At 71.8% G+C, this 13,103-nt stretch carries 8 protein-coding genes and 1 pseudogene; 4 read left to right on the top strand and 5 right to left on the bottom strand.

The features are described 5' to 3' along the window. Position 1: 1 nt before the first annotated feature. The gene (locus ABZ070_RS12950) at positions 2-1,135 is read right to left on the bottom strand and encodes a winged helix DNA-binding domain-containing protein (RefSeq protein ID WP_356632973.1); all 1,134 of its coding nucleotides are present in this window, start codon (positions 1,133-1,135) and stop codon (positions 2-4) included. 196 nt (positions 1,136-1,331) lie between these two features. Here ABZ070_RS12950 and ABZ070_RS12945 point away from each other — a divergent pair, with 196 nt between their 5' ends. From ABZ070_RS12945 to ABZ070_RS12930, 4 genes are all read left to right on the top strand, one after another. Then, the gene (locus ABZ070_RS12945; RefSeq protein ID WP_356632971.1) at positions 1,332-1,733 is read left to right on the top strand and encodes a CU044_2847 family protein; all 402 of its coding nucleotides are present in this window, start codon (positions 1,332-1,334) and stop codon (positions 1,731-1,733) included. Between the two features lie 2 nt (positions 1,734-1,735). Further along, the gene (locus ABZ070_RS12940; RefSeq protein ID WP_356632969.1) at positions 1,736-3,916 is read left to right on the top strand and encodes a hypothetical protein; all 2,181 of its coding nucleotides are present in this window, start codon (positions 1,736-1,738) and stop codon (positions 3,914-3,916) included. A 79-nt stretch (positions 3,917-3,995) separates the two neighbouring features. Further along, positions 3,996-5,108: an AAA family ATPase gene (locus ABZ070_RS12935; RefSeq protein ID WP_356632967.1), complete on the top strand. Its 1,113-nt coding sequence runs from the start codon at positions 3,996-3,998 to the stop codon at positions 5,106-5,108. A gap of 6 nt (positions 5,109-5,114) precedes the next feature. Continuing rightward, entirely contained in the window at positions 5,115-8,375 is a 3,261-nt protein-coding gene (locus ABZ070_RS12930) for an SAV_2336 N-terminal domain-related protein (protein WP_356632965.1), read from the top strand. Positions 8,376-8,476: 101 nt separating this feature from the next. On the opposite strand, the gene ABZ070_RS12925 is transcribed toward ABZ070_RS12930, so the two are convergent. The 4 genes and pseudogenes from ABZ070_RS12925 to ABZ070_RS12910 form a co-directional block, all read right to left on the bottom strand. Then, positions 8,477-9,742: an arginine deiminase gene (locus ABZ070_RS12925; RefSeq protein ID WP_356632963.1), complete on the bottom strand. Its 1,266-nt coding sequence runs from the start codon at positions 9,740-9,742 to the stop codon at positions 8,477-8,479. A gap of 31 nt (positions 9,743-9,773) precedes the next feature. Beyond that, positions 9,774-11,222, bottom strand: coding sequence for a basic amino acid/polyamine antiporter (locus ABZ070_RS12920; protein ID WP_356632961.1), 1,449 nt, complete (start codon positions 11,220-11,222; stop codon positions 9,774-9,776). A 96-nt stretch (positions 11,223-11,318) separates the two neighbouring features. After that, positions 11,319-11,475 (bottom strand): annotated as a pseudogene (locus ABZ070_RS12915) (FAD-dependent oxidoreductase); the annotation flags it as partial. Between the two features lie 19 nt (positions 11,476-11,494). Beyond that, positions 11,495-13,000, bottom strand: coding sequence for an aminotransferase class I/II-fold pyridoxal phosphate-dependent enzyme (locus ABZ070_RS12910; protein WP_356632959.1), 1,506 nt, complete (start codon positions 12,998-13,000; stop codon positions 11,495-11,497). Between the last annotated feature and the right edge of the window lie 103 nt (positions 13,001-13,103).

Raw genomic sequence — 13,103 nt, 5'->3', positions numbered from 1 at the left:
GTCACTGCCCCGGCTGCCGCACGACACCGAACCGGACGTCGTGCGCGAGCCCCGGCCGCATGCGGGCGAGGGTCCGCCCGGCCTCGTCGGTCAGGTCGTCCCGCTCGACCGGGGTGAGTGGGCCGAAGGGCTGCAGCGTCAGCGTCGCCGTCGCCCCGGTCTCCTCCAGGCGCCAGATCCCGGCGAGGAAGCCGTCGACGAGGAAGGTGCAGTACGCCTGGTTGCCCTTCCAGGTGAGCGCCTTGTGCTGCGCGGACACCACGCGGCTGCGGTCCGCGTGCGAGAGCAGAAGGTTGTCGAACTCCGGCAGGAGCCGCGCCGGTGCCGGAGTGCCGGGGTCGGGGCGGGGCGCGTCGGGGAGGTCGAAGAGCTCGACGCCGTGCTCGTCCTGGAACACGGCGAGTTCCGCTCGCAGCCGCTCGAAGACGGCCCGTGTCCGGGTCAGCCCCGACCAGGTCTGGAAGTCCTGGACCGACGCGGGACCGAAGGCGGCGAGATAGCGCAGCACGGTGTCGTCCGCGTCCGGCGCGGGCTCGGAGGGCCTGCCGAACCACTGCTCGGCTGTGGTGAGTGCGACCTGCCCGCTCCTCCCCCACAGTCCCCGAGGGGTGACCTGGACCAGCGGCAGTGAGCAGCGCGCGGCAACGGACAGAGCGAACGGATCGGCGTCCGGCCAGTGCGTCAGCAGCGCCTCCCGCAGTTCCTTCATGGTCCGCGGCTCGCTCTCGACGAGTTCCCGCGCGTACGCGGCGAGCCGCGCGAGATCCACCCCGGCGAGCCCGCTTCGGAACTGTCGGAGTTCCCGGTCCCGGGCGGCCTGTACGAGGGGCCGAAGGCGGAGGCAGTCGTGGGCGGTGTGCGTATGGATGGTGGACCGCATGGTGACGATGCGCCCGACCTCGCGGGATTCCATCAGTGCGGACAGCTCTTCCGGGTCGAACTCCTCCAGCCGTGCGGCGAGCGCGTAGTACGGCGGCTTGACGTTCTGTGCCTGGAGTCCGACGAGGTGCTCGACGGCGCGCGCCACGGGCATCTCCGCCCGCGGCGCGCGCCGGAGCAGCAACTGGCGCGCGAGGGTGGCGCGGTTGAGTGCGCGGGTGTCGAGGACGGGGTGGGTCGAGGTTTTCGAGGCCATGCGTGCACGCTACCGACGCTTGCGGACAGCTTCTGTCCGCAAATACCGCAGCCGGGGGGCGGGTCCGCTCGCCGGTCGCGCGGGGAGGCACCGGGCGGGCATCGCGAGGTGAGGCTGAACGATTCGTCTCATAGCGACCCGGCCGACTCCCGGTATCCGGCCCGTCGACTGCTCCCCGTCAGGCAGAATGCCGTCCATGCCCGAATACCTTGAACTCGACCTGGCCGGTGCCGCGTTACGCGTGGAACTGGCCGATGCCGGAGAGCCGGCACCGGCCGCCGTCGCCGAGCAGCCGGCCGCGCCCGACCTGCCCGGCGGCTTCGGCACCGCCACTCCGGTGGCCCGCGGCGGCGCGCGTGCCGCCGCCATCGCGACGGACACCCTGCGGACCGCGCTGCGCCCGCTCGGGCAGCTCCTCGAGGAGGTGCACGACGCAGCCGTGAACACCGCCACCCCTCCGCAGGAACTCAAGGTCGAATTCGGCATTCAGATCGGCCAGGACCTCAAGCTGGGCATCGTCGGGACGAACGGCAAGGCGACGATGACCGTGAGCGCCACCTGGCAGCAGCAGAGCACCACCGGTCCCGGACAGGGCTGAGGATGGGCTGGTTCCGTCGCCGCACAGAGCCCCGCTCGCGTGTCGCGCTGATACGCGAGGGCAGCGCCAAGGCCGCGGGTGCCGCCGCGCTGCTGTCCCCGAAGCGGGTACTGACCTGCGCCCATGTCGTCAACGACGCACTGGGACGCGAGCCGTTGAGCGCCGACGAGCCGGACCGAAAGCATCCGCTGGCCGTGGCGTTCCACGGCGCGGGGACGACCGCGCACGGCACCGCCCGGCTCTCGGTCTGGCTTCCCCCGCAGCAACGCGCCTCGAAAGTCGTGTGGGACGGCGACCTGGCCGTGCTGGAACTCGACGAGCCGGCCCCCGACTGGACCAGGCCCGTGGTGTGGCGGGAGATGACGGAGGGGCTCGGTGTGCGGGCATGGCACGGTGGCGGCGAGACCATCACCTATGCCGACACCGTGGTCGGCCTCGAGGACGACGGCTGCTGCTACCTGGACGGCGAGCTGACCGGAGCAGCCATCGGGCCGGGATACAGCGGCGGCCCGCTGTGGGTGCGCTCCGACTCGACCGTCGCCGGGCTGGTCGTCGCCCAGGTACTTCCGGCCGAGGGTGCTTTGGGCTCCCAGGACACGGTGCGCCGCGGTTGGGCGGTGCCGTGGCAGACCGTGCGGAAGGAGCTGGAGCGGGCGGACGCCGGCGACGTCCTCACCGAGTGCAGGATCGCCGCACCGGCCGACGCGGGCACGGGCGGGTCCCAAGAGGCCTCCGTGTCGGCCGGGTTGCTGATCCCCGCGCTGCGTGCGCTGCTGGACGACCCGGCCAGGCGGGCCGGCCACTGCCGCGGCCTGGCAGCGGACATCGGCTGCGTTCCCCCGCCCGAGACGGACCCCTCGGCACCGTCGGTGGACGAGTTGGCGGCCCTTCTGCTGACCGAGGAGAGAGCACTGGCCACACTGGCCGAATCTCTCGCCCCCACGCTCCGCGACGGCGCAGGCCGGCAGGCGCTGAACGACCTGCTGGCGCTCGGCCGGGTGGAGCCCGGCGTCCGGCTGCTGTCCGTCGGCGAACACCGGCAACTCCTGGCCGCGCTCCGCACGGTCACCGTCGCCGACCCGGCGCTGATCCCGCGCGCCGCCCGCGAAGCCCTGCGTTTCATGGCGCTGCCCGGACCGCTCGGGTGCGCCGGCCGGCTGGCGGAGGCGGAGCTCGAGGGTGTGGTGCTCGGCCTCGAGGACTGTCCCGACGGACCGGTCGGGGATCTCGTCGCCCCTCCAGTGCCCGCCCTGCTCAAGCTCGCGGCGTTCGTCGCCGCGGCCGCGTCCGGCACCGAGGCCCGCAGGACCCTGCACCTCTGGTGCGACCGGGTGGCCGAACGGCTGGGGATCAGCCGCGCCGCTCTGGCGGAGCGGCGAGCCGATGCCGCGGCCTGGGCCTCCCACCGCCCGCCACCGGCCGCGCGGGTCGTGACCCGGCTCTCCGAAGCCGGTCCGGACGCCCCCGACCGCTACCACTGCGAGACGTGGCTGTTCCACAGGGACGGGACGAGGGCGACGGTTCCGACGCCGAAGGGGGCACTGACCCCCGACGACATCGGCCGGCTCATCCGCGAAGCGGCGGACCGCTGCCGGGCCGAGGGCGGGGAACCGGCCACGCAGGTGGATGTCGTCGTCGGGCGTGACGGACTCCAGATCCCCGTGGAGGCCTGGCGGACGGGCAGCGAATTCGGCGATCTCTTCCCCGACCTGAGCCTGGCCCTGGGCGCGCGGTACCAGGTGGCCCTCCGCTGCCCCGATGCGACCCGCCGGCCGGGCGAGGTGCGAAGGCGCTGGAGCGCCCCGGGTCCCAGCGCCCTGGTCGTCACCAAGCCGGCCACCGCGCTGGAGCTGTACGAGCAGCTGCTGGACACCCCGTACAAGGACACGGCACGGGTCGTGCTGCACGGACCGCCGGAGCAGCGGGAGGAGCTCCTGGCGATCTGTCTGGCCATGGGTGTACCGGTGGTGCTGTGGGACCGGGCGGCCGGGTCCATCGAGGACGCGGGCCGACTGGACGACCTCGACCCCACCGGCCCGTTGCACAAACTGCCGCAGCGTCTGCAGGAGTTCCGGGCCGCGGCACTGGGGTCGAAGAAGTCGTCGGCCGCCCGGCCCGTGCTGGTGTGGGACGACTGCGAGCTGCCGCTGCCCGGTCCACTGGAACTCGCCGACCCGGCATGACCTCGCCCGCCCGCGAAGCACCTCACGAACATCCCCTCACGAACGACCAAGCCGGCCACGATCAAGGAGCGGACACCCGATGACGGCCCACGGACCCCGGCAGCACCACGCAGGCGGCGACGGGACAGGCAGCGACGGGACAGATGGCGAGTGGCGGCTGTTCAAGGGCGACGGCCGGGCCCGGAGCATCACCTTTCCCGAGGCCCCGCCGTGGCGTCGGTTCGACGGCGCCGGTTCGGCCGGTCCCCGCCGTGAACGGCCGTACCTGATCGGCCGGGCGGAGGCGGACGTCGTCAACGCCGCCCTGCTGCTGCGCAGGCCCCTGCTGGTCACAGGACACCCCGGCACCGGCAAGTCGTCCCTGGCCCGTGCGGTGGCCCACGAGCTTTCTCTGGGCCGGGTCCTTCACTGGCCGGTCAACAGCCGGACCACACTGCAGGAAGCGCTCTACCGCTACGACGCAATCGGCCGGCTGCGGGAGACGAACATGCGCCGCGACCCGCGGGGCGGCCACCGTGCGCGGGGCGGTCACGGCACGCCGGGCGGCCGCCTCACGAAGGGCGGTCAGCACACGGAGGGCGGTCACGGCGCCCCGGGCGAGGAGCCGGGCATCGGCTCGTACGTGCGTCTCGGTCCGCTCGGCACGGCGCTCGTGCCGTCCGCGACCCCGCGCGTCCTGCTCGTGGACGAGCTGGACAAGGGCGATGTGGACCTGCCGAACGATCTGCTGAACGTCTTCGAGGAAGGCGAGTTCGAGATCCCGGAGCTGGCGCGGCTCCCCGAGGACCAGGCCACGGTGGAGGTGATGACCGCCGACCCCGACGCATGGACGGAGGTCGTCCGCGGCCGGGTCCGCTGCTCGGAGTTCCCCGTCGTCGTGATCACCAGCAACGGCGAACGCGACTTCCCGCCCGCCTTTCTGCGCCGGTGCGTACGGCTCGACCTCCCTGAACCGGACGAGGGCCGGCTGCGCGCCATCATCTCGGCGCATCTGAACGCCGACGGCACGGACGCCGACACCGACCTGGCCGGCATGGACGAACTGATGCGGGCCTTCCTCGCCCGCAGGGCCAGGGGCGAACTCGCCACCGACCAGCTGCTCAACGCAGTCTTCCTGCGCCGGGGAGGGGTGGATCTGGACGCCGAGGGTCTGCTCGACGCCGTGCTGCACCGTCTCGGCAGGACGGTGTAGCGCACGGTGCTGGAGCACGTCCGCAAGGTCCTGTCGGGCGACGGCGAGGACCTCGCAGCCGAGGAGCTGCTCGACGCCCTGTGGCTGGCGGCCCGTCTGCCGCCCGCGGCGGCCACGGCACTGGCGCAGGTGGCAGCCGCCGCAGGGACGTCCTCGGCGCTCGGGCCGCCGGACGCCGACACCGCAGCCGGGCACCCGGCGGACGCTTCGGCCGACCCGGACGATCCGCGGCAGGGCACGGCTCCCGACGACCCGTCGGCCGGGTCCGGGCCCCTGCCCGCGCCGCACGTCGATCTGCACGCGGCTCCGGCCGCCGCGGATCACCGCCCGGCACGGTCCGACCGGCCCGCGATGCCGGTGCGGGCTCCGGGGATGAGAGCGCTCGGCGCCGGCGAACTACGACTCGGCCGGGCGTTGCGTCCCCTCAAACACCGGCGTCCCGACGCGCTGCGCACCGAGCTCGACATCGCTGCGACGGTCTCGGCCATGGCAGAGACCGGACTGCCGGAGGCGGTGCTGCGTCCTGCCCGGACCCGGTGGCTCGACCTGGCGATCCTCGTGGACGACGGCATCTCGATGCTGCTGTGGCAACGGCTCGCCGGCGAGATCAGGGCGCTGGCAGAACGCAGCGGCGCCTTCCGTCATGTGCGTGTGCACGGTCTGGACAGCCGCGCCGCGGACGGTCCGCTGCTGAGCCGGCGCCCGTACGGCGCGGAAGCCGCCACGCTGCCGATGTCGACGGTGCTCGACCCGTCGGGCCACACCCTGCTGCTCGTGGTGAGCGACGGTGTGGGCCCGGCCTGGCGCGACGGCAGGATGCACGCGGCCCTGCACCGCTCGGCAGCGACCGGCCCGACGGCCCTGGTGAACGTGTTGCCGACCCGGCTGTGGGCGGGTTCCGGCATCCGTGCCGAGCCGTGGCGGGTCACGACACGCCGCCGGGGTGCGGCCAACCGGTCGTGGGATGTGGCGGACCCGGTGCTGCCACCCGAACTGGCGACGTTCGACGGTGTGCCCGTACCCGTGCTGGCCGTGCAACCGGAATCGCTCGGCGCCTGGGCCCGTCTGATCGGCTCGCCGGGCGGCAGTGCGGTGCTGCCGCTGCTCGCCGCACCCCAGGGCGTGTCCGCGGCCGCCGCCGGCCTGTCGACCGGCCGTGGACACGGGGCGAGCGCGGCCGAACAGGAAGTACTGCGGTTCCGCGAGGCCGCCTCCACCGACGCCTACCGTCTCGCCGCGCATCTGGCCGCGGTCGCGCCGCTGCCCGTGCCGGTGATGCGGCTCGTGCAGCATGCCGTGTCCCCGGCGGCCGACACGTCCCACCTGGCAGAGGTCTTCCTCGGCGGCCTGATGCACAGCGCCGACGACGGGGAGAGTCTGCCGCACCAGAGGACGTTCGACTTCGCGGAGGAGACGCGGCGGATCCTGCTGGGCACCGTTGCTCCGTCCGAACTGGTCCGCACGACGCGTGCCGTGACGACACAGCTCACCGAACTGGCCGGGTCACCGGCCTGCTTCCCGGCGTGGCTGCCGCACCCCCAGGGCACCGAGCGGGTGCCTGCGGGCAACCGCCGACCGTTCGGCTGGGTGGACGCGACGGTGATGCGCCGGCTCGGGGTCTCGCTTCCGGGCCCGCCGGAGACGACGCGTCCGGCTCCGGGCGGCGAGCCGTTGAGGGAGGTGCCGCCGGGCTTCGAGCTGAACGAGGACGACACGGGTTGGCAGCGTCTGACCGTGGCCGACCCCCGGTTCGACGCTTCCGGCTCGATGCCGTACGAGGTGTTCGCCGAGCATCTGGGCGGCTGGTCACGCGCCGGTCTGTTCATGGGCCACGACGGGGAGGGCCGGATCCTCATCGTCCGCAGGCCTCAGGTGCCGCACGCGGCCGGCCTGGTGGCCACGGAGGTCGCCGCGCTGAAACGGATGGACGGCATGTACGCGCCCCGGCTCCTGGCCTGGGACACGGGGTGCCCGCGGCCCTGGCTCGCCATGGAGTGCGCGCTCGACGGCCCGACGGAGACAGCGCCCGACCTGCGTGCCTTCGCCGAGCGGCACGGGCTGCTCCACGAGGCCGGACTGCTCACCGTCGCACGGCAGTTCGCAGCCGGCATTGCCCGCGCGCACCGGAAGAGGCTGGTGCACGGGTCGCTGACGCCCGGCAGCGTGCTGATAGCGGGCCGCGAGGTCCGGATCGCGGGCTGGATGACGGCGACGGTGGACGGCACGGTCAGCCCGCATCGTCTCCTGCACCGGCACAACCTCCGCTACCGGGCCCCGGAGCTGCTGGACGCCGGTACCGAGCCGACGCGCGCGTCGGACGTCTACGCCTTCGGCCGCATCCTCGTGGAGGCGGTGACCGGCGACTCCGCGGGCGTGGCTCTGGGTCCGGGTGACGTACCGGAGCTGCCGCTCGATCCCGATGTCGCCGACACTCTGCGGGCCTGCCTGGCCCCTGATCCGGACAGACGGCCGGCCGCCGACCAGCTGCGTGACGTCTTCGACGCCACCGCCCGCGAGCAGCGTCACGCACCGCCGCACCGGCTGCGCGTGACCCTCGGCCTAGACAGCTCCGGGCTGCCCGTCCACCTCGATCTCGAGGGCGAGGGCCGAGGAGGGGAGGGTCCGCACGTGTTGTGCGAGGCGCGGACGACGGGCAGGCGCAGGGAACTGCAGCGCCGGGTTCTGCGGCAACTGATGCGGCAGAATCCGGAAGGCATGAAGCTTGTGCTCGCCGATCTCAGCGGCAACACTGCGGCGCTGCTTCCGTCGAACGTCCTCCCCGGCAAGTACGTCGGACTCGGTGCAGCGCCGGCTCGCGCCCTCGACCTGGCGAACCGGCTCAACCGTGAGCTCAGCCGACGTGAGGACCTGCTTCACCGCGCCGACTGCCCGGACATGGCTGCCTACGAGTCGGGGACCGTCGGCATGAACCGTCGGACGCCACTGCCACGCCTGATCGTGGTCATGGACGAGGTCACCCGCCTCCTCCCGCTCGCACCGGAACTGCGCACCGCGCTCACCCGCACGGCGCAGTCGGGCGAACGGCTCGGCATGCACCTGGTGTTGTTCACCGGTACCCCGGGGCGCACATGGCTCGAAGGCCCCTTCTGGGACCTGTTCTCGACGCGCGTCCGGCTGCTGGGGTCCGAGGACGTCGCAGAACCTGTGCGGGGGGCGGGTGCCGAGGAGGACGGCTCCCTCCACGTCGGCGACCGCCGCTTCGTCTGGTTCCAGGCGAACAGGGGAGGCGAGCACGACGGTGCCTGAGCAGCCGGGCGGCCGCGGTCGGCGGCGGCTCAGGCGGCTCAAGCGGCTCAAGCGGCTCAGGCGGCTCAGGCGGCTCAGGCGGCTCAGGCGGCTCAGGCGGCTCAGAAGTCGACCGGATCGCGGGCGATCGGGCAGGTCATGCAGTGCCCGCCACCACGGCCCCGGCCGAGTTCGGCGCCGACGATGGTGATGACCTCGACTCCCGCCCTGCGCAGCAGCGCGTTCGTCTGGGTGTTGCGGTCGTAGGTGAAGACGACGCCCGGCTCGAGGGCGACGGCGTTGTTTCCGCTGTCCCACTGCTGCCGCTCGGAGGCATAGACGTCGCCCCCGGTCTCGATCACGCGCAGCTCGGACAGGCCGAGGGCCTTGGCGACGACATCGGTGAAGGCGGCGCGCCCTTCGTCGGTGATCTCGACGCCGGGGGCCTTGTCGGAGGGACGGAGCGAGAAGGTGTGCACACCGTCCATGATCTTGGGGTAAAGGGTGACGATGTCGCGGTCGGCGAAGGTGAAGACGGTGTCGAGGTGCATCGCGGCACGCAGTTTGGGCATGCCGGCGACGACGACCTGCCTGGCCGCGCCGTTCGCGAACAGGGCGGCGGCGACCTGTGTGATGGCCTGGCGGGATGTGCGCTCACTCATGCCCATGAGCACGACGCCGTTGCCGACGGGCATGATGTCGCCGCCTTCGAAGGTCGCCTGGCCCCAGTCCCGTTCGGGATCGCCCCACCACACGGTGGACCCGGTGAAGTCCGGATGGAACTCGTAGACGGCCTTCATGAGCAGCGTCTCGTCGTGGCGGGCGGGCCAGTACAGGGGGTTGAGCGTCAGGCCCCCGTAGAGCCAGCAGGTGGTGTCGCGGGTGTAGAGGGTGTTGGGCAGCGGCGGCATGAGGTACTCGCGCACACCGGTCGATTCGCGGGCGAGGGCCACGTATCCCGGACGGAACTCATCCGGCAGGTCGGCGGTGGCGAGGCCGCCGATCAGGTGTTCGGCGAGCCTGCGGGGCTCGAGCGTCTCGAGGAAGGCGCGGGTGGAGTCGACGAGACCGAGGCCGACCTCGTTCGCGATGATCTTCCGGTCGAGCAGCCAATTCCTCGCCTCCCCGATCGCCATGGTCTGCGCGAGCAGCTCGTGCAGCTCGACGACTTCGACGCCTCGCTCTTGCAGCTTGCTCACGAAGTCGGCGTGGTCGCGCTGGGCGTTGTCCACCCACATGACGTCGTCGAACAGCAGGTCGTCGGCGTTGGTCGGGGTGAGTCGGCGGTGGGCGAGGCCCGGGGCGCAGACCAGGACCTTGCGGAGTCTGCCTACCTCCGAGTGAACGCCGTGCGCGGGCCCCGCCGTGGCGGGATTGTCCTTCGTCATGAGGGCCTTCCTGGTCTCCTGCGTCTCCTGGTCAGAGCTGGATCCAGCCGGCGGCCAGGGCGACGACGCCCAAGACGGCACCGGCGACCGAGACGGCGCAGATGGCGATTTCGGCGGGCGAGAAGAGCTTCTTGCCCTGCTCCCTGCGGGCCTTCACGAAGAGGAACGTGGCAGGCGCGTAGATGATGAAGGACACGAGGACGAACTTCAGCCCGGCCGCGTACAGCAGGAACGCGGTGTAGAGGGTGGCGATCGACGCCACGGCCAGATCGCGGGCGGAGCCGCGCCCGCCCACGGTCCTCTCGTCCGGCCGCAGCGCGATCTTGAGCGCGAACGCCGCCGCCAGCAGGAACGGGATGAGGGTGAGGGCGCTGGTCAGATCGAGGGCGAAGTTGAACGCGTCGTCGGAGAAGAGGGTGACGATCAGGACGGTCTGACTGAGCAGCGTCGACATCACCAGCGCCGGCACGGGGACGTCGGCGGCCGTGGCGCGGCCCAGGAAGCGCGGCATGTCGTCGTCCTTGGCGGCGACGAACAGCACCTCCGCGGCCATCAGCGTCCAGGCGAGGTAGGCGCCGAGCACGGAGACGATCAGGCCGACGCTGACGAACACGTTGCCCCAGGTGCCGACCGCCGCCTCGAGGACGCCTGCCATGGAGGGTTGGCGGAGCTCGGCAATCTCGCTCATCGGCATGATGCCGTACGACACGATGGTGACGGAGGCGAACACCGCGAAGACGCTGAGGAAGCCCAGGACGGTCGCGCGCCCCACGTCCTCGCGGCGCTTGGCGTGCCGCGAGTAGACGCTCGCGCCCTCGACTCCGAGGAACACGAACACGGTGGCGAGCATGGTCCCGCGGACCTGGTTGAAGAGGGAGCCCGCGTAGTCGGCGCCGCCGAAGTTGTCGGCGAAGACGTCCGCCTTGAAGAAGAACAGGGCGATGAGGACGAAGACCAGGATGGGGACGACCTTGGCGACCGTGACGATCCGGTTGATCGCCGCGGCTTCCTTGACCCCGCGCCGGATGAGGAGGAAGAACCCCCACAGCCCGATCGACGACAGCACAGCCGCGAGCACGGTGTCGCCGTCGCCGAGCGCGGGCCATACGGCGCCGATCGTCGACATGATCAGCACCCAGTACGTCACGTTGCCGACACAGGCGCTGGCCCAGTAACCGAATGCGGCGAAGAAGCCGAGGTACTCACCGAAACCGGCCTTGGCGTAGGCGTAGACACCGGCGTCGAGGTCGGGCCTGCGCACGGCGAGGCTCTGGAAGACGAACGCGAGCATCAGCATGCCGGTGCCGGCAATCGCCCAGGCGATCAGCGCACCGGCGACGCCGGTCTCGTCGGCGAAACGCCGGGGCAGCGAGAAGACCCCCGCCCCGACCATGGACCCGACGACCATCGCGGTCAGCGTCAGCAGGGTCAGCTTGACGGCAGGAGGTGAGTCCGCAGCCGTTTCGCCCTGGGTCGTCATGTGTCCCCGCTCCGTACGACCGACCGTCACCGAGAGCGGAATCTACCCGTTTTACTGCCTTTTGTGCCGAATGACGCATACGGAGTGTCTGCTCGCTCAGCCGGCGGCAGCGCCGAACCACTGCGGCAGCCGGTCGAGCAGATCCTGCTGGTCCTCACCGACCCAGGCAACGTGGCCGTCCGGCCGCAGCAGTACCCGCGGGCACGTCCAGTTCCTCGCTGACGTCGACGACGTGGTCGACCCGGTCCGCCCAGTGACAGGGCTGGAGATGCCTATGCCTGGGCGATCAGGCGGTCCACTGCCGCCGTGCCCGAGGTGTAGCCGGCGGCCATCGCCCTGGCCGTGACACCGGGGCGGGCGGTCTGGGCGGGTGTCAGGCCGCGGGCGGCCAGCGGCTGCTGGTCGAGTTGCGCAGGAGCAAGCGCGATGTGCGGGCTCTGCTGGGGCAACGGCTGGGGTTGCGCCGGTACTTGGGCGAGCATGGGGGGAGGCGCCACCTGCTGGGCCGGTACCTGGGGAAGAGGCTGGGCGGCCAGGGGCTGCTGGACCTGCGCCTGCGCTTGTGCCTGCGGCAGCGGCTGGGTCGGCACCTGCGCGAGCATCGGCTGCGGCGGTGCCGGCGCGGGCGCCGGTGGCGCGGACCGGGTGCGTCCTCCGTAGAGCACCTGTTCCATCGCGGTGACCAGCCGCTCCGCGTCCTGCTCGGGACGCACCACCAGCCTCACGAACCGGCTCGAGCTGCCGATCTTGTTGCCGCATTCGCGGATCAGGACGGCGTGTTCCGCGAGCAGCCGGTCGCGCAGGATCCCACCGTCGGCGCCCTCGGGAAGGCGCACATAGACGAAGTTGCCCTGTGAGGGGTAGACGGTGAGGCCGGGGAGCTGGGAGAGGCGCCAGATCATCTCCTGGCGGTCACGGCTCACCTGCAGGAGGCTTTCCGCGTACTCCTGCCGGTGCTCCTTGAGCATGAACACCACCGTCTCCGCGAACGAGTTGAGATTCCACTTCGGCAGTGCGGCGCGTACCTTCCCGGCCAGGCCGGGGTTGGCGACCAGATAGCCGAACCGCACACCGTGCAGACCGAAGTTCTTGCCGAGGCTGCGCAGCACGATCACGTTCGTCCGCAGCACGGCCTCGGCCGCGACGCTCGTCTCCGCCCCCTCGTCGGCGAATTCGAGGAAGGACTCGTCGACCACGACCAGGTCCAGGTCCTGGAGCTGGTCGAGCAGCGAGAGGACCTGCTGTCTGGGGAGCAGGCCGCCGTCGGGGTTGTTGGGGTTGCAGATCACGGCGACACGCGAGCCTCTGGTGCGTACGAACTGCACGAACGAGGCGGGGTCGAGGGCGAAGCCACGGGCCTCCGGGAGCAGCAGCATGTCCACCCGCTTGCCCGTCTCCATCGGCTGGTCGGTCCAGCGGCCGAAGGTGGGGACGGGGACGGCCAGCGACTCGCGCACGAGCAAGTGGTCGATCCAGGTGATCAGTTCGGTGGAGCCGTTGCCCATGGCGACGGTCTGCGGATTGAGGCCGAGCAGCTGGCAGAGCTCGGCGGTGATGGTGTCCGCGCTGCTCGGGTAGTACGTGAGGATCTCGCGGAGCCTGCTGCCGAGCTGGTCGAACATCGCGGGGGTCGGGAAGTACGGGTTGCAGGGGATGCAGAAGTCCACGATCTCGCCGGCCGCGCCGCCGCCCGCCCGGTTCAGTGTGAAGTACGACGGGCTGTGCGCGGTGGACGCGCGGAAGAGCGCGGTGACGTTGCTGCCGTTGCTGCCGGCCAAGACGTGCCTCCCCTGCCGTTTGGCGGCCCGCGCGGATCCACACGCATCCCTATTCGTCCTCTTCCGTCACCGTTCGCCTACATGGGCGCTCTACCGTGACACC

The sequence above is a fragment of the Streptomyces sp. NPDC006283 genome (genome assembly GCF_040613325.1).
Taxonomy (GTDB): Bacteria; Actinomycetota; Actinomycetes; order Streptomycetales; family Streptomycetaceae; genus Streptomyces.
This window is presented reverse-complemented; position numbering and strand designations above follow the sequence as displayed.